The 23,226-nt window shown below is 41.1% G+C and carries 20 protein-coding genes and 1 riboswitch; of the genes, 5 read left to right on the forward strand and 15 right to left on the reverse strand.

The genetic code is table 11. The features are described from left to right. Positions 1-163: 163 nt before the first annotated feature. Positions 164-2,191 carry a methyl-accepting chemotaxis protein gene (locus tag ACZ47N_RS04510; protein ID WP_464887942.1) on the reverse strand — a complete coding sequence of 676 codons (2,028 nt, stop codon included), beginning with the start codon at positions 2,189-2,191 and terminating at the stop codon, positions 164-166. A 253-nt stretch (positions 2,192-2,444) separates the two neighbouring features. Here ACZ47N_RS04510 and ACZ47N_RS04515 point away from each other — a divergent pair, with 253 nt between their 5' ends. Beyond that, positions 2,445-2,894, forward strand: a complete 450-nt coding sequence (locus tag ACZ47N_RS04515; protein WP_464887943.1) for a YaaR family protein — start codon at positions 2,445-2,447, stop codon at positions 2,892-2,894. Positions 2,895-3,015: 121 nt separating this feature from the next. Here the strand turns inward: ACZ47N_RS04515 and prfB are convergent. The 7 genes from prfB to ACZ47N_RS04550 form a co-directional block, all read right to left on the reverse strand. Next, positions 3,016-4,123, reverse strand: a protein-coding gene (gene prfB / locus ACZ47N_RS04520) for a peptide chain release factor 2 (RefSeq protein ID WP_464887944.1) whose coding sequence is annotated in 2 segments (ribosomal slippage) — positions 3,016-4,047 and positions 4,049-4,123 — 1,107 coding nt in all. Because the reading frame shifts where the segments join, the coding sequence is not laid out codon by codon here. A gap of 266 nt (positions 4,124-4,389) precedes the next feature. Beyond that, complete coding sequence (gene secA, locus ACZ47N_RS04525; protein ID WP_464887945.1) at positions 4,390-7,065, reverse strand: preprotein translocase subunit SecA; 2,676 nt, start codon at positions 7,063-7,065, stop codon at positions 4,390-4,392. Between the two features lie 37 nt (positions 7,066-7,102). Further along, the gene (locus ACZ47N_RS04530) at positions 7,103-7,711 is read right to left on the reverse strand and encodes a DUF5317 domain-containing protein (protein ID WP_464887946.1); all 609 of its coding nucleotides are present in this window, start codon (positions 7,709-7,711) and stop codon (positions 7,103-7,105) included. A gap of 107 nt (positions 7,712-7,818) precedes the next feature. Then, positions 7,819-8,355 (reverse strand): ribosome hibernation-promoting factor, HPF/YfiA family, encoded by a 537-nt coding sequence (gene hpf / locus ACZ47N_RS04535; protein WP_464887947.1) that lies wholly within the window; start codon positions 8,353-8,355, stop codon positions 7,819-7,821. 641 nt (positions 8,356-8,996) lie between these two features. Then, on the reverse strand, positions 8,997-9,509 hold the full coding sequence (gene flgN / locus ACZ47N_RS04540; protein ID WP_464887948.1) for a flagellar export chaperone FlgN: 513 nt from the start codon (positions 9,507-9,509) through the stop codon (positions 8,997-8,999). A gap of 9 nt (positions 9,510-9,518) precedes the next feature. Beyond that, positions 9,519-11,117, reverse strand: coding sequence for a flagellar filament capping protein FliD (gene fliD, locus ACZ47N_RS04545; RefSeq protein WP_464887949.1), 1,599 nt, complete (start codon positions 11,115-11,117; stop codon positions 9,519-9,521). Positions 11,118-11,187: 70 nt separating this feature from the next. Next, a complete protein-coding gene (locus ACZ47N_RS04550) occupies positions 11,188-11,589 on the reverse strand; it encodes a flagellar protein FlaG (RefSeq protein WP_464887950.1) in 402 nt (133 codons plus the stop codon). A gap of 235 nt (positions 11,590-11,824) precedes the next feature. Between ACZ47N_RS04550 and ACZ47N_RS04555 the strand changes: the two genes are divergently transcribed. Beyond that, the gene (locus ACZ47N_RS04555; RefSeq protein WP_464887951.1) at positions 11,825-12,697 is read left to right on the forward strand and encodes an aminotransferase class IV; all 873 of its coding nucleotides are present in this window, start codon (positions 11,825-11,827) and stop codon (positions 12,695-12,697) included. 4 nt (positions 12,698-12,701) lie between these two features. Beyond that, positions 12,702-13,790, forward strand: coding sequence for a redox-regulated ATPase YchF (gene ychF / locus ACZ47N_RS04560; protein WP_464887952.1), 1,089 nt, complete (start codon positions 12,702-12,704; stop codon positions 13,788-13,790). Here the strand turns inward: ychF and ACZ47N_RS04565 are convergent. Together ACZ47N_RS04565 and fliS are read right to left on the reverse strand one after the other, a co-directional pair. After that, positions 13,787-14,176 (reverse strand): hypothetical protein, encoded by a 390-nt coding sequence (locus ACZ47N_RS04565; RefSeq protein ID WP_464887953.1) that lies wholly within the window; start codon positions 14,174-14,176, stop codon positions 13,787-13,789. The two genes, ychF and ACZ47N_RS04565, sit on opposite strands and share 4 nt — an antisense overlap. Before the next feature lie 124 nt (positions 14,177-14,300). Further along, on the reverse strand, positions 14,301-14,789 hold the full coding sequence (fliS, locus tag ACZ47N_RS04570; protein WP_464887954.1) for a flagellar export chaperone FliS: 489 nt from the start codon (positions 14,787-14,789) through the stop codon (positions 14,301-14,303). A gap of 445 nt (positions 14,790-15,234) precedes the next feature. On the opposite strand from fliS, the gene ACZ47N_RS04575 reads away from it, so the two are divergent. After that, the gene (locus ACZ47N_RS04575; RefSeq protein ID WP_464887955.1) at positions 15,235-16,377 is read left to right on the forward strand and encodes a GAF domain-containing sensor histidine kinase; all 1,143 of its coding nucleotides are present in this window, start codon (positions 15,235-15,237) and stop codon (positions 16,375-16,377) included. A 43-nt stretch (positions 16,378-16,420) separates the two neighbouring features. After that, on the forward strand, positions 16,421-16,804 hold the full coding sequence (locus ACZ47N_RS04580) for a CBS domain-containing protein (RefSeq protein ID WP_464887956.1): 384 nt from the start codon (positions 16,421-16,423) through the stop codon (positions 16,802-16,804). Between the two features lie 26 nt (positions 16,805-16,830). Here the strand turns inward: ACZ47N_RS04580 and ACZ47N_RS04585 are convergent, their stop codons facing one another. The 5 genes from ACZ47N_RS04585 to ACZ47N_RS04605 all read right to left on the reverse strand — a co-directional run bounded on the left by ACZ47N_RS04585 (position 16,831) and on the right by ACZ47N_RS04605 (position 23,208). Then, complete coding sequence (locus ACZ47N_RS04585; RefSeq protein WP_464887957.1) at positions 16,831-17,490, reverse strand: methionine ABC transporter permease; 660 nt, start codon at positions 17,488-17,490, stop codon at positions 16,831-16,833. Further along, positions 17,474-18,511, reverse strand: a complete 1,038-nt coding sequence (locus tag ACZ47N_RS04590; protein ID WP_464887958.1) for a methionine ABC transporter ATP-binding protein — start codon at positions 18,509-18,511, stop codon at positions 17,474-17,476. The genes ACZ47N_RS04585 and ACZ47N_RS04590 overlap by 17 nt, the downstream gene beginning before the upstream one ends. A 34-nt stretch (positions 18,512-18,545) precedes the next feature. Next, entirely contained in the window at positions 18,546-19,352 is an 807-nt protein-coding gene (locus ACZ47N_RS04595; protein WP_464887959.1) for a MetQ/NlpA family ABC transporter substrate-binding protein, read from the reverse strand. A 133-nt stretch (positions 19,353-19,485) separates the two neighbouring features. After that, positions 19,486-19,600, reverse strand: a riboswitch (SAM riboswitch). A 129-nt stretch (positions 19,601-19,729) separates the two neighbouring features. After that, positions 19,730-22,066 (reverse strand): bifunctional diguanylate cyclase/phosphodiesterase, encoded by a 2,337-nt coding sequence (locus ACZ47N_RS04600; protein ID WP_464887960.1) that lies wholly within the window; start codon positions 22,064-22,066, stop codon positions 19,730-19,732. Next, entirely contained in the window at positions 22,063-23,208 is a 1,146-nt protein-coding gene (locus ACZ47N_RS04605) for an ABC transporter substrate-binding protein (RefSeq protein ID WP_464887961.1), read from the reverse strand. The genes ACZ47N_RS04600 and ACZ47N_RS04605 overlap by 4 nt, the downstream gene beginning before the upstream one ends. Positions 23,209-23,226: the final 18 nt, after the last annotated feature.

The following is a 23,226-nucleotide window of genomic DNA, read 5'->3' on the forward strand; positions in this document are numbered from 1 at the left end:
CTTGCTCCTTCCTGCATCTCTTGTATTTCTTTTATAATTATCGACAAAAACCCTTAAATGCTTTAGGTTAAGGAATTTCTCATGCTCTTTCCTTCATCAGCCCACAGAAAAAGCGACGAATGTCTCCGCCGCTTTGCTCCTTTGTTATTGTTTTGTATGGCTCCTATAATTTGAATTGGGCACTGGCTTGCTGAAGATCTTGTGCCAGCTTTGCCAAGTCTTCGCTGGTATTGGCAATTTCATCCATAGCGGCGGTCTGTTGTTGAACCGATGCTGATGCTTGTTGGGTACCAGCAGCATTTTCTTGGGAAATAGCAGACAGATTTTCTATCATCCTTAGGATTTCATTTTTCTTCTCTTCCATTTCTTCTCCAGATTGGTTAAGGTTTTCCAAAATATTCTTCATGTTTTCAATGGCTTCTGCAATTCCATCAAAACGATCTGTCGTTTCTTCCACACTTTTATTCTGTTCTTCTATGACGGTGCCCAGATTTTGCGTGGTACTCACAGCCTTTTCTACTTTCTCTGTTAAGTTATGAATTACCTTAGCAATTTCATCTGTAAAGTGATTGGATTCTTCTGCTAATTTCCGAATTTCATCTGCCACTACGGCAAATCCCTTCCCAGCTTCACCAGCTCTGGCTGCTTCAATGGCTGCATTTAACGCAAGTAAATTGGTTTGCTCTGCAATACTCTTGATCATGCCACTTGCCTGTTCAATCTGACCAGTACTTTCTTGGGTTTCATTGATCACTCGTTGAATCTCCAAGACTCCGCTTCTACTTTGGTCCGATTTTCCCATAAGCTCTTTTGTTTTACCTAAGCCTTCGGCTTTTAAGCGGTCTACCACTTCTACAGATCCATTCATGGTTTGCATAAAGTGCTGATTCTTTTCAATGATATTCCCAAAATCTTTCAGGTTTTCTGCTCCATTTTCTGTCTCTTTCGCTTGATCCGAAGCTCCTTGGGCAATTTCTTCAATGGTTTTTGCAACTTCTAATGCGGCTGTTGACGCTTCTTGACTGGTAGATGTCAGTTCTTCTGAAGAAGCTGCCACATGATCTGCTTGATCTGCAATTTCTTTTACTAATTCCGTTAAATTCTGCTGCATAGTTGCCAAGGCCTTCACCATGCCCCCAATTTCATCCTGTTTTTTCATATAAGCTACCGCTTTGCTGCTTTTATCAAAAGTTAAGTCATAGGTGGCTAGTCTATGGATTATTCTTTGCATTTCTATCATGGGAGTGGCAAAGGAGTTCCCTACCCATACAGCCACTAGAATACCCAGCATGACCATCCCAAAAGTAGTGGCCAACAAGGTGTTTCGTAGGCGATTCACCCCATCTAAAATCTCGCTTTCCTCTGCTACAGTTGCAAGCACCCATCCCGTTCCCATGATTTCCGCAAATCCAGCATAAACATCCATTCCTTCGAATACATACTGCCCATGGCCTTGGCGTTCCTCTAAAATAACTTGAAAAAGTTTTGCTGCGGAATTTAAACTTGCATCTTCTTGGGCGGCCACAATGGGATTAAAGGCATTTATAACTAATTCTCGATTGTTATGTGCTATAAAGGACCCTGCTTCATCAATAATATACCCATAGCCAGCTTCTCCATAGCCAACCTCATCCACAATATAACTCAGAAAGTTTCCATCCCCTACAGCTACAATGGCTCCCAGAATTTGATTCTTATGTTTGAGAGGAACAGAATATACCATAACCATCCCACCTTCATCATCTGGATTAACACTGACCGCAGGTGGCATCATGGCTCTGTTACCAGCTAGAGATTCATGAAAATACTCTCTTTCAGCGATGTCTACAACATTTCCACCAATGCCGTAGCTATCGGATAAATATAGATTGCCTTGTAGATCCGCTACGCCTATGCGAATAAAAGGACTGTCTTCCGCTTCTTCTAATAGTATTTCCATTTTTTGATCCAAGTCTGCTTCTGGATTGTTTAAACGCTGGATTTTCCCTAAGCCCTCTAAGTAGGTAAATTGACTGTTAAGACTCTCTTCTGCAATGGTTGCCGCTTCATGAGCCTGTATTTCCAAACCTCTAATTGCTTCTTTCAAAACAGCATCACTGGCTGTATGAATGGAAATAAAGGATAAAGAGCCACTAAACAATAGGATCACCAAGGTTAGTATTAAGACCATTTTCATTTTAATCGATTTCATGAGCAGCATCCCCTTTCCAAGGCAGTGATCTACTGCCAAGATCGTCCTTCGTCTCTTTTTCTATGGACTGTTATGATTTTATCAATACCCTTTTTATGAGTTTGAAACCTTCCTTTCGGTTTCAGCTCGAAAAAGATTATGCGAATCTTCTCCTAAGGCTTCAAGATTTTTTCCTTAATGCCGATAATAGTATTGAGGAATAGATGAATCCTTGATGAAAACAAGGCCAAACAATGATTATTGGAGTGATACCATGTCCAATCGAATAGATGGAGTTTTATCCCCAGAACCAGCTCAAAAACAAACAACAGCCCCACAGGTTCTAAAACCTGCACAGGCAAATTTTATGGATAAGCTTAATGATGTGAAATCCGATGAGGTGCGAACACATCTTCAAGGATTATACGGCAAAATTACAGAACAGGCGGATCGTCTTTCGGATCGTTTGTATTTGGATGACGTTTTGCATTACAAAAAGCTGGTCAGAGAATTTTTAGACGTTGCTTCCAAAAATTCTCACCATTTTTCAAAGCAGAATTTTCTGGATCGCCGTGGTCGCCACCGTGTCTATTGTATTGTCAAAAACGTAGATCGAGAGTTGGATCAGCTAACCAAGGAGTTTATTAATCAAGAAGCCGATCGAATCACCGTCCTTAAGCGGTTAGATGATATTCGGGGTATGCTGGTGGATATTATGATGTAATCATTAAAAATGGATCATTAGGTTCAACAAACAACACCAGATAAAAAAGGTGCTAGCGATTTTAAAATCGCCAGCACCTTTTTTAAATTATCTCTCTTACTGATTCCCAACTACTTTTCGACTATTTTTTTAACACTTTTTGCTGTAGATAGCCATAGATAAAGGGATCTAAATCCCCATCCATTACACCCTGCACATTCCCAACTTCTACATTTGTCCGATGGTCTTTCACCATATTGTACGGATGAAAAACATAAGACCGAATCTGACTTCCCCAAGCGATTTGATTGTACTCCCCTTGTAGTTCATCGATTTTTTCCTTGTTCTCTTCCCGTTTCAACTCCAATAACTTTCCCTTGAGGACTTTCAAGGCGGTTTCCCGATTGCTATGCTGAGACCGCTGGTTCTGACACTGCACCACCACCCCCGTAGGCAAATGAGTAATTCGAACTGCCGAATCTGTTTTGTTGACATGTTGGCCACCTGCACCACTAGATCGGTAGGTATCAATGCGAAGGTCTGTTGTTTTGATATCCACCTCCACAGAATCATCAATTTCCGGTGTCACATCCACGGAAGCAAAGGAGGTATGTCTCTTGCCCGAAGAGTCGAAGGGAGAAATTCGCACCAAACGATGAACCCCTTTTTCTGCTTTAAGATATCCATAGGCATTTTCTCCTTTTACCAAAAAGGTCACACTTTTAATGCCACCCTCCGGATCCCCTTGCAGATCGTAGTTTTCCAATCCAAATTCCTTAGACTCTGCCCATCGGGTAAACATCCGATAAAGCATCTCTGCCCAATCTTGAGCATCCAATCCCCCAGTACCAGCATGAATCGCCACCACACAGTTTAAATGATCGTATTTTTCATTCAAAAGGGTTTGAAGTTCCATGATTTCCAGTTTGCTTTTTAGCTCCTCCAAACCTTTAAGAAACTCTTTCTCAAACTCACTTTCCCCTTCTTCCAGAAAAAAGATCATGGTCTTCAGCTCTTCCTGCTGATTTTCCAAGAAATGATACTCGGCTACTTTATCTTTCATCTGCTTACTTTTTTTAAGCATTTGCTGAGCTTTTTCTGGATCATCCCAAAAGCTGGGATCACTCATTTTTAACTCAAGCTCTTCAATCTCATGCTGCAGACTGGCTATGTCAAAGAGAAGTCCCCATTTCTTTTATTTTTTCTTCCAGTTCTATGACTTCTTGCCGGAAATTATCTATGTTTAGCATCCTCTTCAGCCCTTTCGTAGAATCACAGGCGGAGGGAGGTCATCTTCCCCGCCTATAACTTTATTACCCTGCTTGCACCCTATAACCTATAACCTGTTCACCTATAACCTGATTTCCTATAACCTGTAACCTGTTCGCTTTTAACTACTTTTAACTGCTTTTAACTGCTTTTAACTACTTTTAACTGCTTTTAACTACTTTTAACTGCTTTTCATCTGCTTTTCATCTGCTTTTCATCTGCTTTTCATCTGCTCTTCATCTGCTCTTTAAGCTCCATGGCATTTTTTATATTTTTTACCACTGCCGCAGGGACACGGATCGTTTCGTCCAGGGGTTTTCTCACTCTTTACTGGCTCTGGTTTGCCTCCCCCAGAAGCAAGCCCTGGGGTATTGGCTCTAGCCACAGGTTTCCGCTCTACTTGGGTGGATTTTTCCATCAAGAACAAGTATTTCACTGTGTCCTCTTGGATGTTCTGAATCATTTCTTGGAACATATCAAACCCTTCCATCTGATAAGCTCTCACAGGGTCTACTTGTCCAATGGCTCGAAGGGAAATTCCCTGTTTTAGCTGATCCATGGCATCAATATGATCCATCCATTTGGTATCTACTACTCGTAACATAATAATTCGTTCCACTTCACGAATTCGTTCATCGCCAATTTCCGCTTCTTTTTCTGCATAGAAAGCATGGCATTTTTCTAAAATCTCTTGTTTCAAACGATCTTTTGTCATGTTTTCCACGTCATCTGTGGAGAAGAAGTCTACCAGTCCAAATTTTTGTTGCAATAGTTTTTCTAAGGCATCCAAATCCCATTCTTCTGGATACTGGCTATTGGCGGTATAGAGTTCGATACTAGTATCAACAATGGTTTCCACCATTGACATAATCTGATCCCGCATGTCGTCTCCATCTAGGACTTTTCGACGCTCATTATAGATAACTTCACGTTGTTTGTTCATGACATCATCGTACTGAAGCACATGCTTTCGAATCCCAAAGTTGCGACCTTCCACTTTCTTTTGTGCATTTTCAATGGATTTAGATAACATACTATGTTCAATGGCTACGTCTTCTTCCATGCCTAATTTTTCTACCATGTTCTGCATCCGTTCTCCGCCAAAGAGACGCATTAAATCATCTTCTAAAGAAATAAAGAAACGGCTGGAACCTGGATCTCCCTGACGCCCTGCACGACCACGCAACTGGTTATCAATTCGCCGAGATTCATGACGTTCTGTCCCAATGATGTGAAGTCCTCCTGCTTCAAGGACCTGTTTTTGTTCAGCATCGGTTTCTTGCTTGTATTTTTCATGCAAACGCTCATACTCCCGAACCGCTTCCTGTATTTCCGGATCATCTGGCACGGTCAAGGCCGTAACCATGCCCATGACCTCCTCTGTATAACCACGGGCTTTCATATCTTTTTTTGCCATGAATTCTGGGTTCCCACCCAATAGAATATCCGTTCCTCGACCCGCCATATTGGTGGCGATGGTCACGACGCCTTTTCGACCTGCTTGGGCTACAATATCCGCCTCTCGCTCATGATGTTTGGCATTTAGGACTTCATGGGGAATCCCTCTTTTTTTCAGTAGGCTGGCAAACAATTCCGAATGCTCGATGGAAATGGTTCCTACTAGAATTGGCTGTCCTTCTTTGTGTCTATCCTCAATTTCCTGAGCTACTGCTTCGTATTTTCCCTTCACCGTCTTATAAATAGCATCTGGGTAGTCTTCCCGAAGAATTGGCTCATTAGTAGGAATTTCTACAACATCCATGCTATAGATAGATTTAAATTCTTCTTCCTCGGTTTTAGCGGTACCCGTCATCCCTGAAATTTTATCATACATTCTAAAATAGTTCTGGAAGGTAATGGTGGCTAAGGTCTTGGACTCACGCTGGACTTCAATGCCTTCCTTGGCTTCAATGGCTTGGTGCAATCCATCGCTGTAACGGCGTCCAAACATCAATCGACCGGTGAAATCATCTACAATAATCACTTCACCTTCTTTAACCACATAATCTTTATCTTTTTTCATCAATGCATTGGCTTTCAGCGCTTGGTTAATATGATGAGACAGCTCCATATGTTCTGGATCCGACAAATTATCCACAGAGAAATGTTTTTCTGCCCGTTCTACCCCTTCCTCTGTGAGAGCCACAGAATTGGCTTTTTCGTCTACGCTATAGTGATCTTCGTTTTTCAATAATTTTATAAACTGATTCACCAAAGCATACATCTGGGTAGATTTTTCCCCTTGGCCAGAAATAATCAGCGGCGTTCTCGCCTCATCAATAAGGATTGAATCCACCTCATCCACGATGACATAGTTCAAACCACGTTGCACCATGTTCTCTTTCTGAATCACCATATTATCTCGCAGGTAATCAAAACCAAATTCATTATTGGTCCCGTAGGTAATATCCGCAGCATAAATTTCTTTTTTCTCTTCTGGTTTCAGACCATGAACATTAACACCCGTAGTAAGGCCTAAGAATTCGTAGATTTTCCCCATCCACTCTCGGTCACGTTTGGCCAAGTAATCATTCACGGTCACGACATGAACGCCTTTTCCTGACAGCGCATTTAAATACACGGGCAAAGTGGCTACCAAGGTTTTTCCTTCTCCGGTTTTCATCTCGGCAATTCTTCCTTGATGCAGGACAATACCACCAAATAGCTGGACTCGATAATGCTTCATCCCAAGGACTCGAAAAGCCGCTTCCCTTACGGTGGCAAAGGCCTCTGGCAAGACATCATCCAAGCTTTGGCCCCTTTCAATCCGATCTTTTAAAATTTGTGTCTGATTTTTTAATTCTTCGTTGGTCAACTTGCTGTAGGCGTCCTCCAATGCTTCAATGGATTCCACCTGTTTTTCCAAACGTTTTAACTCTCGATGGCTATAACTCCCAAATACTTTCTCAAATAATGCTTTCAATTAAGTCACCTCATTCATTTTTTACCACTTCATCGGTTTATCGTTTCAATATTTTACCATGATGGTCAATTCTAAGCATACGTGCCCGCTGATAATGGCCAGCACCCAGCCATAAGTTCTGAACCCAGCATAAGATCCCCAGGGAGATGATTAAATCTCCAATGGAAAACACCTGAGCAACAGGATAAAAGGCTGGCGGTGTTAACCGTTTCGCCAAGAACCCCATGACACCAGAAACCTCTTGCAATAGCAGGTAATGTGGGAGTCTTCCAGCTTCAATCAAAGACAATCGATTTAAAAACCCAGCTTCCTTTAGGGCTTCCGCCGAAATCAGGATGCTTCCGCCGTTCAAAAAAATGACTGCAAAGTTCATCACACTGCCGACAACCAGCAACCATACGGCTCTATGGGACACATTAAAAAACAAAACAACAAACAGCAATCCATAGCTCACAGCATATAGCAGCATCCGATGTTGAATAAACCAGGTACTTCCCGCCAGCATCATAAAAGACAAGGTGCTTTGCAGGATAAAGCCAACTATCAACAAAGCCGGCATCCGAATACGCGCCAGCTTCATGTTTTTCACCGAACCTCCCCGAAGAAGGCCAATGACCGTTCCCAGTATTAAAGCTTCAATGAACATAGGATCACTTCCTCACCATTCTCTGAACAACATTATATCAGAAATCCCATAAAAAAAAACCGCCTTCTGAAGAGTAATCCACAGAAGGCGATTTTTTTATTCGGTATTTATTCAAATTCCGGCTCAATTAGGCCATAGTTCCCATCTTTTCTTTTGTATACTACATTAACTTCGTTCGTCTCATCGTTGGCATAAACAAAGAAATTATGTCCTACCAGTTCCATTTGCAACACGGCTTCTTCATTGCTCATAGGCTTAACCGCAAATCGCTTGGTTTTTACGATTTTAGACTCATCTTCCTCTGGTTTTTCATAGGTAGGGATATTATCAAACCGAATGGTTGCGTAATTATTAATTCGATTTTTTTCCAATTTGGTTTTATGTTTGCGTAGCTGGCTATCCAGCTTATCTACTACTCGATCCATGGTCGTATACATATCCGCAGTAGCTTCTTCTGCCCGAAGTACGGAGCCACTTAAGGGAATGGTCACCTCCATAATTTGTCGTTCTTTTTCTACAGAAAGCGTAACCTGTGCTTCCGCCTCCTTATTAAAGTATTTTTCAAGCTTCTCCATTTTCGATTCGATATTGTTGCGTAAAGAATTAGTAATGTTGACATTTCTGCCTGTTACGGTGACTTTCATGTTTCCAGCCCCTTTCCTTCTTTTTTCTATCAGATGTCTTATCCTAGATGTATCTCATAATATACCCGAAACTCAGCCCTCAAACCAGCCAATTTCATTTGAATTTATTTTCTGTCATTCATTTTTCGTCTCTTGCCTGTGGATAACTCTGTGGATTGTGGATAAGACTCAGGGTTTTCTGTGGATAATGTGGGTAACTCTGTTGATAAGTTGAAATCAGTGGATTCATCTATGTGGAGAAGCTGGGGAAAAAAGAGGCACTTAAGAATAGTTTTCCACATTACAAAAAGTCAAGATAAAAAAAAAGCCGCATAAGCGGCTTTTTTGAATAGAAGCTGACCTGATCTTTGACCCCACACTCGCCTGCTGGAGGGTTTGCTCCGGGGTTGCCGTCACGACTACCTCTCTCAGGCCAATTGCCTGGCAGGACTTACTCCTAAGCCGCACCATGCTCCACAACACTTTTGGCTGTGTTACGTGGGTCCTTTTGCCTGCGACTGGCATGGACTTTCAACCACAGACCTTCCATTCTTGTTTATTATACCACAAAAGAAGAAGACCTTGGGGCTGTTTTAACAGGTTTCGGCAAGAAAAAACAATCATCTCCTCATAAAGATGGATCCAAATAAAGATGGATCCAACTACTTACGATGATCCTTCTCCTTCTTATCCATAAAAATTGATGGTTGCTGCTGTTTGGTGTTGGCATAGCCATGTATGGCTTTTTTACCTTTTTGAATCTGATTTATTTCGCTTTTCATTTTAACCATCATAGACTTCATGAATTCCCGATTTTCGTTGTCCAAATCAACCACTTCATTGAGCAACAATTGAATGTTCTTTGTTACATTTTGAAGGTTTTTCACCTGATCCGCTTCAAAAGTACCAGATGGAACTTGATCCAAGGCTTGACAGCCCACTTCCACTTTAGCTTTCTCCAAGTCTTTTAAAAAGCCTTTATCTAACTCATCAATGACTTCCATTATCCGATTTCGCTCTTCAATCAACGACAAGTGTGCCTTTTGATTCATCTGATCATCAGAAGCACTTAGTATTTCTTTTTGTCTAGCAGTTAACTCCAGAAGATCCTGCAGTATCTCCTGCTTCTCTTCTAAAACATTGATTAAAGAAATTAATGAAGGTTTCTTTTTCATTGATACCTCCTAAAACTGCATCAATTGTTGTTGCAGCCATTCTGACTGACTATTCATTTCACCCATAGCTTTTTCCATAGCTGTAAAACGTTGCCACAGTTGATCCTCTTTACGCATGAGACGCTGTTCTTCTCTGTCAATTCTCTGATTGATAGAAAGAATATCTCGGTCTGAAACACTTATACCACTATTGCTTGTTACAAAGTCCACTAACATATTTCCTTGAACAGATCTCAATTTATCTGCATGCTCGCCAACACCTAAGCGTCTTACGCTGTCCTTCATGCCAGCAACCATTTCATCACTCATCCTCTGAAATAGACCACTTTCTGCTTTCCGCTGAGCTGGATCCTCTGCATTAGAAGTTTTAAAGAAAAGGTTTACAACACCTTCTGCATCTTCATTAATTGCATTCCTTAGCTTGTCTTCATCTATAAACAACTTTCCACCATCCTGATAATTTCCAGTGGTAATTCCAACCTGTGCAATCTGATTAAACGAACCAGTGGCGCCCTCCACTTGTTGATACATCCCTCTACGGAGATTTTGCACCATTCTCGTCATACTATCGTCATTTCTTAAAAGCCCACTTTTAGCTCGTTCTTCCCACTGTTCTACTTCCTTTTCGCTCATGGCTTGTCTCTGTTCGTCTGTCAAGGGTTTATATTCTCTATATTCTTCTGCTTTCAGTTGCCCGTTAACATCATCCATAAGCTTGTTATACTCATCCACAAAATCTCGGATTTTATCTACCATACCATCTGTATCAGTTTGAACACTAACAATAGCAACTTCGTTTAAAGCTGCACCACCCTGAATATCTAAATAAATCCCAAAAATTTCGATTTCATTGCTGTGATGAGTGATGGTTTCACCGTTAAATTTAATCTCAGCATCTTGACCTTTTTTTTCTAGTTCCCCATCTTCAAAACCATTAAACAAAACCCCACCAAGATCATCTTCCATAATCGTAAAGGCATGATCTTCACCAGTCTCCCTAGTGGTAATCATCATTCGCCCAAAATTGGCATCATAAGAAGCATTAAGCCCAGTTTTATTGCGAATTTCTGTTGTAAGACTGGCTACGGTATCTCCATCCTTTACTGTAAAGGTTATTTCTTCGCCGTCTACCTTCATTTTTAATTCTCGGGTTATGGGATCTTCTCCTTCTGGTGTTTCAAAGTCAAAAGTTCTCCCATTCTCTGAGGTAATGGCTTGCATATCTTGAGAAGTAATGCTTCCAACCTCTGCTCGTTGTTCTACTTCCACTGTATGGTTTCCTTCAATGGCGTTGGCATTGGCCCTGGTTTTTACAATAGATTCATCAGAAGATTGGGCCGACTTAATCCAGTCAAACCGATTCACATCCGAGGCTCGAATCTGTCCATTATAACTAACCTGATTCAGGCCAAAACCCTCTCGACTGTCCAAGACAAACTGAGCCACTCGCTTATTCATATCATGGGCTGCTTCTTGACGCCATTGAATAGTCTGACTTCGCTGATGAAAACGATCCACTCTCATCCGTTCTACTTTCATCATCTGGTCTATCATGTCATGAGTATCTATCCCAGAGCTCAATCCACCAAATCGCATTCGATCCATCATTTTAACCTGCCTCCTTCAAGTATGCTGCAACGTTCACACTCAATAGTAATCGCCGCATTCCGTACTAGCTTTATCCTCGCTCATCTACTAGAATACCTGCTATTTCCAGCATATTTGCTACCATATCCACCAACTTTTCTGGTGGAATTTCTCGAATTACTTCATCAGTTTTTGTGTTAATTACTTTCACCATCGTACGATCCAGCTTCTCATGGGAAGAAAACTCAAAATGCCTATTTAGCGGTTCAAAACTTTTATTTGCCTGATCCAAAGCATCTTGAAGATCCTCCACACGACTTCCTTTATCCGTTGCATTCTGGATTTTTTCTTGCTGAGTTTTAATGCTTTCCTTACTCTTCATTCCCTCGTTTTCAAGTGTTACCGCTACTTGGCTTCCTTGCCTTTCCATCATTCGATCACTAGTATGAGTCGTCTGCAAGCGATTCACGCTAGCTGCACCGTCCATTTTCATATAGGCTCCCTCCCTTATTGAGTGCATCTTTATCGCTATTATGTGCAATTCAGATGCAATAAACACACTTCCTTATTAATAATATCGGAATAAAAGCAAAATAGTTTAATGATCTTTTCAATGGGGTTCAACAGTGATACAATGTCTTAGAGGTTCTCCCGTCAGAAATCAAAATACATAAACCTTCTTAAGGTCATGGCCTTTAGAGGCTTATCTCAATATGGAGGAATCACCGATGCATCGTGAAATCCAGAAACAATTCTATCTCTTAAACAGTACTTTTTACCCAGTAAAGGACTTTGACCCAGAAAAAATCTTGGAAACCCCTTCTGTTTACGAAGTAATACGGGTCATTGATGGCATCCCTCTGTTTTGGGAGGCCCACTTAGATCGGATGAAAAAATCCCTTCATCTCCTTGGATATTCTTTTTCTTTTGAGCCATCCAGGCTTTACGCTCAATTGCTGGATTTAATTGAAAAAAATCAGACTCAACAGGATAATATTAAGTTAGTCCTTAATCAATTGGATACACCAAGTCCCAATTTATACCTCTTTTTTATTAGCAGCCATTACCCTTCTACAGAACAGTTAAGGAAGGGGGTTCCTGTGATTCTTCATAAAGCAGAGCGGCAGAATCCCCATGCCAAAGTAATTGCCACGGATTTTAGAGCACCTATTCTAGAGGCCCTTCGCCGTAGAGATGCTTATGAAGCACTTTTGGTGAACCCTGCTGGAGAGATTACGGAGGGGAGTCGTTCAAATTTTTTTCTTGTGAAAGATGGTCATTTTTACACATCTCCCCCTAGCAAAATCCTGGAAGGGGTTACCCGAAAAGTGGTCGTATCCCTGCTCCATCGGCTAGGATACCCTTTGACCCAAATGCCTATCACCAAAGAACTGCTTGAGAAAGGGGATGGCCTTTTTCTGACAGGCACTTCCCCAGGGGTATTGCCCATCAACCAAGTGGACCAACAAGCCTTTGATTCAGGTGCACAAAAAGAAATACAAGACATCCAAAAAATGTACGATCATTTTGTCCACACTTATATTGAAATCCATAAAACAAAAGAGGGTGCACCCCTGCACCCTCCTTATCAGGAGGAATAAAAAAATGAAAATTGGAATTGTGGGACTTCCCACCACAGGAAAAACCACCTTGTTTAACTTACTCACCGGAGCACAGGAAGAAACCGCTGGCTTTGCCACGGGTAAAGTCGAAGCCCATACGGGAAATGTCAAGATCCCAGACCCACGGATTGATTTTTTAACTGCTCATTACAAACCTAAAAAAACCACTCCAGCTACCATTGAGCTAACAGATGTTCCTGGCCTTGTAAAGGGTGCCAGTGCTGGAAAAGGCGTTGGGAATCAGTTTTTAGATACCATTCGAAAAGTAGATGCCCTTATTCACCTGGTGCGTGTTTTTGAAAATGATCAAGTCCTTCATCCAGAAGGAGACATAGATCCTCTCCGAGATATCGAAACCATTAATATGGAACTCTTGTTTTCCGATTTAGGCGTCATCGAAAATCGAATCCAACGCATTCAAGCTGGCAAGAAAATCACCAAAGAACATCAGGCAGAAATGGAAGTCATGAAAAAATGCCAAGATGCTTTGGAAAACGGAAAACTCATCCATGAGTTAGAGATGAAGGAAGATGAGCAAGAACTTATGAAAACCTTTGGTTTTCTATCGGAAAAACCCATGATGATGGTGGTCAATATCGATGAAAATCAATTAACCGAGGGAAGCTATCCCCAAAAGGAAGCCTTGGAAAATTTTTGCCAGGAAAGAAATATGCCTCTCATTGCCCTTAGTGCCAAAAGCGAACAGGAAATCAGCCAATTAGACGATGAAGACCGAGAAATGTTTATGGAAGAACTTGGCATCGAATCCCCAGGAATTCACCGAGTAGCCCAATCGGCCTATGAATTGCTAGGACTTATTTCCTTCCTTACTAGTGGTGAGGATGAAGTGCGGGCTTGGCCAATCCGAAAAGAAACCATTGCCAAAAAAGCTGCCGGGAAAATTCATACGGACATTGAAAAAGGATTTATTCGAGCCGAAGTTACGGCTTTTGAAGACTTCAAAGAACATCCTTCTACGGTAAAGCTCAAAGAACTAGGAAAAGTTCGGTTGGAAGGCAAAGAATACGTGGTTAAAGATGGAGACATCATCAATTTCCGTTTTAATGTTTAAGAACGACGGCGCCTCCCAAAACTGCTAGAAACACGTTTGGAGGTGCCACCTTGTTTCTTCAACTCCAACTCCATGTTTTTTCTTTTACAATCCTTGCAATAGTGGCCATAATCCAAAAGAACACCGCAATCTCGACAGGTGTTTAGCATACTTCGCCCCTCCATCAAGGAAATCCGCCCTTCCTTTACGTAACGTAAAATCAAAGAGCGACTCACTCCTGTGGCTTCTTCGGTTTCTAGTACCGTAGCCCCTCTATGATCGTAGACATAATCTCGTACCCTTTTATAAGGATCGCCTTGCTCTTTGGCACAATCTTTACAAAGCAACTCCCCCTCTGGCTGTTCCGTCACTAAATGCCCACAGCCAGGACAGTTATGATAGCTCATTTTCACACCACTCCTTTTTGCCCAATATAACATGCCTTGCTTTTATTTCTCCATCCAAAAAACCCTTGTGATAGTTCTATGCTACCACAAGGGTTCTCTTCTGTCTCTTTCCAATTTTATTTTCCTAAGAAAGTTTTGCTTCTGTCATGACCTGCTTCCATGTGTCCCGTAATTCCCTAAGTAGATCTGCCGCTTCTTTCAATTTATCGGTGCTTTTTTCAGTGTTGGCTTCAATCAAATGGAAATGAATAAATTCATACATTCTGAAAAAATCCTCAGCAATTTCATATTCCTGCTTGAGTCCTCCCATTAGTTCCAAGACAATATTCTGGGCCCTTATATTAGTAGTATGGGCTTTTTCCATGTCCTTTGCTTCAATGGCTTCCGCAGACTGATTGATAAAACGCAAAGCTCCATCGTACAGCATGGCTACCAGCTCTTGGGGCGAAGCCGTCATCACTTTGGATTGTAAATATGGATTGGCTTGCTTCTGCCCTACTGCTTTCGTGGTCTCTTTTTTTTCATCGGTACCTAGATTGACTTGTTTAGGCATTTTATAAATTTTAGGGTTTTGCATTTGTTTTTTTTCTTGATGTGGGTTTTTCATTGCCATTTTAACACCTCTTTACGTATTTTAAGGATAACCTTCGGATCTTTATCTGTTCATTAGTATTATCGGCTAAATTTCTTTTAACTTAACCCTTCCCAACCCCTATCAAATTCTCTTTCTTCTTTTATACATAGGACTTTGGTAGGAATCATTCCTATGACTCCTACTAAAATGGGCCACTCAGCAAAACCCAGAATAAATCCACCCTAAAGCACCGTATACGCCCTTGAATCTCTTTCTATTTAGTGGTACATTGTGATTATGTGAAAATTCCCTAAGTGTATATAAATACATACTACGCTTCCCAGATTATGCCCAGCATATGGATAGGCTCTTTTGGGCAAACTTTTGAAGTGAAATCAACCTAAAATTACTGCTACAGGAGTTACTGCTACAGGAAATACTGCTACCGGCGAATTAAAATGATTGTGAGTACAGGAGGATTAAAATGATTAAAAATACAGAGGATTATGATTTTATGAAAGGTGTCTGCGAGGATACACTACAGGATGTATTGGATTTATTAACGGATATTTCCTCTTCTATGATGAGTCTGAATATTCAAAATGAGTACTTGGTCAACCGTTGTCTCCAACGCATTGGTGAATTCACCAAGGCCTCTAGGGTGTATGTTTTTATGTTTCGGGATGAATTGGGGTATATGGATAACACTTATGAATGGTGCGCAGAAGGTGTTTCTTCTGAAATAAACAAGCTGCAAAACTTAGCCACCGATAATTTTCAATGGTGGATGATTAAACTGTTAAAAAAAGAAATTATTTTTATCGAAGAGGTAGAACATATGGATCCCTTTGCCACATCGGAAAAGCAAATCCTATTGGAACAAGGCATTAAATCCCTGATCACCGTTCCTATCTTTTACCACCAAGAGCTCATTGGGTATATAGGCATTGACTTTACAAAGGAAAAAGCCCAGTGGAGCGTCTCTACTCCTTTTGTGTTAAAACTCACCTCTGAAATATTTTCATCGGCTTTTGAACGCCTGCGCCATGAAAAAATACTTTATGAGTCCCAGCAATCAGCCATTCCCTATAAAGGCGACGGTTGCCCCCAACTACCAGCACACTTCTCTTATCCAGTTGGCACCAAGGCCGAGAACCTTAATCGACTCATTGAAGAAGTCCTCCATGACATAGAATCTAGTTTAAGGGTTTTTGATGTGGTGGAAACCAACTTGACGGATCAAGATCCCATCATTTTAATCAATAAATACGACTTTTTTCAAGTGTTGATAATTTTAATCCGGAACAGCATCGATGAAATCACCCGTTGTAAGAAAACTGCTCTCCGTGATTTTACTCATTACTTGGTCCTTCGTACCCATCAGGAAAATAATTGTGTTAAAATAGAATTGTTAGACAGTGGCCAAGGGTTTTCTCCCCATGATGGCACGAAAGTATTTAATCCTTTTTTCACTACCAAAGAACTTGGAGAAGGAACCGGCTTGGGGCTAACCTATGCCTATGATCTTATTGCCAATAAATACCACGGAAGCATCGAAGTAGTAGATAGCCCAGAAGGGGGACAGGTTGTCATCCTACTTCCTTTGCTCCAATCGCTTCTTTCTTAGGTCATAACCAAGACGCAAGAATACATCTTAAGGAGGTTTTTATATGATCGTAAAAGAAATAATGAATTGCCATGTGGTATCCGTTAAACCCAACGATACCTTGGACACAGTACTAAACATTATGAACCAACACAATATTAACGGAACTCCTGTAGTCAACGAATCCGATGATTTAATAGGAATGATTGTAAAAGCTGATATCTACCGATTTTTAATGGATCCAGGTCATTATAAAAGTTGTCCAGTAGAATGGGTCATGACAAAAGAGGTGATCTATGGCCAAGCCGATGAAGACCTGTTAGCCATTGTGAAGCGCTTGCGTCATCACGATATTGTCGCCTTGCCTATTCTTGAAAACAATAGGGTGGCAGGCATTATCTCCTTAGAAGATCTGCTGGATTATTATATACAGACCCAAGAAAAATAAAACCAACCCGCATCAGCGGGTTGGTTTTATTTTCGGATTCTTGCTGCCACACGATTGCCGCCAGTCTGAATAAACTGAACCAAAATTACCAACAAGGCAACGGTGGCATACATCACCGTAGCTTCGTAACGCAAATGCCCGTACCGATAGGCCAAGTCTCCCAATCCACCAGCTCCTACCAGTCCAGCCATAGCCGTTGCGCCAATCAGGGAAATCACCGCTGTTGTCAAGCCCAACACCATAGCAGGTCGTGCCTCTCGGATCATGACATACCACACAATCTTTGGTGTGGTAATGCCCATAGCCTCATACGCTTCAATGACACCACGATTCACTTCTAAAAGAGCTGACTCCATTAACCGTGCTACAAAAGGTGCCGTATGAATCACCAAGGGAACCAACACTCCTTTTACCCCTATGGAAGTCCCTACCAGCAAACGAGTAAAGGGTAAAATAAAGAAAAGAAGAATGATAAAAGGAACGGAACGAAAAAAATTAATGATGGCATTGAGTCCATTATAGAGAAGCCTATTCTCGTAGCCGCCTCCCTTTCTCGTTAGAATCAAGCATATGCCCAATGGAAGCCCTAGTAAAATGGCAAAGAAAATGGCAATTCCCACCATCTGAAAAGTTTCTATGCTTGCATTTACAATAATCATCGCCCATTCTTCAAGAAACAACTTCATAATCACCGCCTCCTCTCACCACATCTATGCCAATGCCCTTGGCTTTTAAATAGTCCAAGGATTTTTCTGTTTCTTCTTTGTCTCCTTGCAATTGCACCAATAATTTGCCGTAATGCTGTTTTTTAAGAGGCACCATATTACCCGACAGAATATTGGGGTATACATGGAATTTTTTCGCCACTTCAGCCAAAACTGGTTTATCCGCTACCTTTCCTACAAAAGACAATTCTACTACCAGATGGCTATCCATCCATGGCTGATTCACTAGTTCTTCTGCTCCAGAGGGAAACTGACTGTTGATGAATTTTTTTGTGATCGGATGTTTCGGTGCCGATATAATCTGGGTTAAATCCCCTTTTTCCACTACTTTACCTGCTTCCATAACGGCTACACTGTCACAAATACGTTGAATCACCTGCATTTCATGAGTAATCAGTAACATGGTAATTCCAAAATCCCGATTAATCTGTGTTAACAAGGCTAAGATAGATTCCGTGGTTTCTGGATCCAAAGCACTGGTTGCCTCGTCGCATAGCAATACTTTCGGCCGGAGAGACAAAGCTCTGGCAATGGCCACTCGCTGTTTTTGTCCACCAGATAGTTGGGCTGGATATGCCTTTTCTTTTTCCTCTAGACCCACTACAGATAGGTATTCCTTCACCCGTTTATTCATTTCTCTGAAATCCAGACCCGTTAGTTTTAATGGGATGGCAATATTTTCATACACGGTTGCAGTTTCCAGTAAATGAAATCCCTGAAAAATCATCCCCATATCCTGCCTTGTTTTTCTAAGATCCTTTGCTGAAAGAGAGGTTAAAGACATCCCGTTAAAAACAACCTGGCCCGACGTAGGCTTTTCCAGCAAATTCGCCACTCGAATTAAGGTGCTTTTTCCAGCGCCACTATGACCAATAATGCCATAGATTTCTCCTTGAGAAACCTTTAGGGATACTTGATCCAGGGCAATATTCCTTTGGGTCTCTGTTTTAAACTCTTTTGTGATATTTTGAAATTCAATCATTGGCCTTCTTCCCTCTCTTTACAAATGATTTCTGTTACCACCCAGGAACAATGGATCCCTGAAATCTCTCCTCAATAAACGCTTTAATATCTTCTTGATAATAGTATTCCATCAATTGTTGGATGGCTGGGTCCTCTTGATTCTCTGCTCTGGCAGCCACTACATTGACATAGGGAGAATCACTGGCTTCCATCAAAATAGAATCTTCCGTCGGTACAAATCCATATTCAATGGCAAAATTCGAGTTGATGACAGCCGCTGTTACCTCTCCTAATTGCCGTGGTAGTTGTGAGGCTTCTAGCTCAATGAATTCTAAATTCAGCGGGTTTTCTGCAATATGGTTGACGGTTGCTTCCACGCCTACGCCTTCTTCCAACCTAATAAGTCCAGCACTTTCCAATAAAATAAGGGATCTGGCTCCATTGGTCGGATCGTTGGGTATGGCTATTCCATCCCCTTCCTGTATTTCCTCAATGGATTCTAAGGATTCTGCATACACACCAATAGGAAAATTAATGGTATATCCTACATCCACAAGATCAAGGTTTCTTTCTTCCCTGAACTTTTCTAAATATGGTTTATGCTGAAACATATTTAAGTCCAATTCACCTTCTGCCAATGCAATATTAGGCATTACATACTCTGTAAACACTTGGAGTTCGATAACCATTCCATCTTCTGCAGCCTTTTTTTTCACCTGCTCCATAACTTCTTCATGGGGTCCTGGTGTCACCCCAATAGTTAAGTGAGCCGGATCCAAGGTGGTTGTTTCTTTCGATGAGCCACAACCACTGACCAATAAAATCAATATAACCAACCATACGCCACTTAATTTTTTCATTTTTATCATCCTTTTCCATTTAAATTTTTTCTGAAACCCTAGCCATGTCCTACCCTTTTCTCTCATCCCCCTTTTGAACAATAAAAAAACTCTCTGTATAAGACAGAGAGACAATTTAGTAAGTATATTGACTCTCTCATCTTCCGGAAATTCCGCAGGATTTAGCACCTTTAGCTGTTATCCTTGGGATAAACAGTTATGGTTGCCGGGTTTCATCGGGCCAGTCCCTCCACCACTCTTGATAAGAGTTTGATATTATTCGATTGTTGGTATTGCTCTTAAAACGCTTTCTATTTGGAAATTTTTAAATCTGTATAGAATAATAATACGGATTTTCTGCTTTGTCAACTATTTTTTAAATTTTTCTTTTTAGAATTTTATCCTTTTTGAAAATAGGCCCTTAGATTTTCATCTGAAAGAGGGCGGCTCACGAAATAGCCTTGAACCATATCGCATTCATAGGATTTTATCCTATCAAGCTGTTTTTCGGTTTCGATGCCTTCTGCAATCACATCTAAATCCATTTTATGAGCCATGGCTATAATGGATTGAATCATGACTTTTGTGTTCTGATCTTTTTCCATTCCTTGGACAAAAGCTTTATCGATTTTCAAGGTGTTGATGGGCAAATTTTTCAAATAGGATAAGGAAGAAAAGCCCGTACCAAAATCGTCTAGAGATGTTTTCACTCCTAGAGTTCTTAATTTCTTTAGGATGGTCACTGCTTCATCAAAAGAATGAATAAAGACACTCTCCGTTATTTCCAGTTCTAGCAAGGCTGGGTTAACCCCAGATCCCTTTAATTGCTGTTTCACCATCTCAACAAATCCACGACTTCGCAACTGCAATGTAGAGACATTAACCGAAACCACTAAATCACGGAGATGGGACTCTTGAAAAGACGCTATTTTCTCACAAGCTTTAGATATCACCCATTCTCCAATAGGGATAATGAGTCCAGATTCTTCTGCCACAGGAATAAACTCATAAGGAGATACCGCCCCCAACACCGGATGTTCCCAGCGTAAAAGACCTTCGATGCCTCTTGTTTTCAATGGATGCGTAAAGACTTGAGGTTGGTAGTTAAGTGTCATTTCGTTATTTTCCAAAGCCCTTCTCAAGCCTTTTTCCAGTTCCATTTTTTTCATCAAATCAAATTTCATGGATTCTTGAAAAAATGTATGCCGATTGTTTCCTTGCTTTTTAGAAGCACAAATGGCTGTATCCGCATGTTGAAGCAAGGCTTCCACCGTATGGCCGTGATCTGGGTACACCGCAATACCAAAACTTGTATTTATATATACTTCTGTTTCTCTACAGGAAAAAGGATATTCAAAAATATGGCGAATCCGATTGATTTCTTCCAACACCATTTCAGGATTTGTCATTTCCGACAACACACTAACAAAGTCATCTCCGCTCATTCGAGCCAATAACCCGGTGTCTTTTTTTAAATAAGCCATTTTTTCACCAATCTGGGCTAAAATTTCATCTCCAAAACCATGACCATAGATATCATTAATGCGTTTAAACTGATCTAGATCAAAATAAATCACCGCTAGCTTCTTTTGCTTTTCCCTGTGGTTCTCCAGGGTTTTGCGTAAGGCTTCCTTCAAATAACTAACATTAGGAAGTTTTGTTACCTCATCATAGTAGGCTAATTCCTGCAATCGTTGGTCTCTTTCTTGAATTTTATCTACCATCCCATTAAAACTATCCGCTAGTTGATTAAATTCTTCAAAACTATCGGTTTTCACTCTTTCTTCATAATTACCCTTGGCAATTTCTCGAGTTTGAGCCAGCAACTCTTGAAAAGAACGGGTAATTCTACGGATATTCCTTCGAGTGATGCTGGTTGACATCAAGAAAAAGAGGAGTAAAATGACAAAACTAAAGACCACCATTCGTTTCACTGTATCATAAAGAATATCAACAGATTGATAGACAATGGTATACCAGCCTGCGTTTTCAATGGGATATGCTGTTACCCATTCTCCTTGGATTCTCCCTGTATAATAATCTTTTTCCTGAAGGGTTTCTTTGATGGTATCTACATTAGGATCCAGCTCCCGTTGATACACTTTTTCTAATTCTTTGTATGAAATATAGACCCCTCGACGGTCGGTTACTGCCACCATCATGTCGTTGCCATAGCTATGGCTTAATTGTGCCGATAACATGCTAATTTGCTCTAAATCCAAATATGCCACCAAAACAGAGGATTCATGTTTCATCGCAACGCTTAAAGCTGGACCTCCTGTTTGTTGAGAAATAAAACTAGTAGAAAAAAAGGGATCCTCTTGATTTTTAGCCGCTTGATAATGGCCTTGATTCACTCGACTAATGCCCAGCAAATTGGGATTCGCTGGTGCTATATACTGGACTCGCCCGTCTTCATTAATTATTTCTAATCCTTCTAGATAATCCGCATGAGTCACCACGGTTTGTAAATAAGCGGGGATTTTTTCTGCTTCCAAGGTCTGCTGCTCCAACAGGGCTGCGATCTCCTTTAGATCTGCCACGGGTTTATCCAACATTTGGGTAATTCGCTGTGCAATGGTAGAGGCAATAATATGATTTTTTTGCTGCATATCCTGCTCATTGTAGTATAAAATCATGGAGACCACCAACAGTCCCACCATCAAAATAGGAAATAATACGGCCATGGCATTGCTTCGAATAATGTAATCACGCAATCTTTGGCTTTTTTTCATGGCTTTTCCACCTTCACAAATTCCCCATGGATAATGGTATATTCGTAGAGTTCACGGCGGGCATCGCCATACTGGTCTATTTCAATGTCGCTTTGCAATCCCCGAAAAGTGCCTATGGAAATTATTTTATCCTTCACCTCCTGAGGCGTATGGTGTTCAGCCTCTAATGCCAACAAACTTTCAAATAAAACCGTAGCGGCATCATGGGCAAAAATCGCAGAAAAAGAAGGTTCTTCTTCATAACGATCTTGATATTCTGCTGCGAATTCCAGATAAGCCTTGTCTTGACTATCTCGATTCATCAAGCTAACCATATGAACCCCTTCCACAGCCGTTCCACCATGAGTAATTAAATCCCTGGTCATGGACCAAGCGGATAGCAACACTGGTAAATCGACTTGAGCTTGCTCCAATTGCTGGCAAAACATGGCTGCATCGAAGGCAGAAGACAGAATCATCAGCCCATCTGGTTCTGTTTCCACGACCTTGCCAATCCACTCCCCATAATCCATGATTTCACTGGAATGAAAGGCCAAGGAAACAACCTCTTTCCCTAAATCCCCTTGGAAAGACTCTGTAAAAAAATCCCGTATTACCTGGGTATAGGCCGCATTGGATTCATCATAGAGAATTGTCACTCGCTGAATTTCAGGATTTTTTTTGTAAATCTCAGCCATAAAAACAGCTTCTTCCTTGTTGGAAGAAACCACACGAATTAAATGATCGTCCTTGCCTGTCAGATCATGAGAACTCATGGTTGGCGTAATCATTAATAGGTTGTTTTGGTTGATAAATGGAAGGGTTTTTTCTGCCATATTACTGGTCATATGGCCAATGATAAATTGAATCCCTTGTTGATAGTGGGCTTTATCTACTTCCAAGGCTTTTCCCACATGGTTTTCATCATCCCGAACTACCAATTGCACCTCTCTGCCATGGATGCCACCTGCCTCATTGATGCTTCCTACGGCCATCATCAATCCATTCCGACCACTAACCCCCAGTTCCGAAGCCGTACCTGTCAATCCAGCAGAAAATCCTATTTTCAAAGGTTCCGTAGTCCAAGTAATGCCCTGCCAAATCAACCCCAGAATCAGCACAAGGCTAATGACTCCTAGCATTTTCCATTTTTGCTTTTTCATCCTTAGCCCCCCTACAGT

It is taken from the genome of Tindallia texcoconensis, from assembly GCF_055383815.1.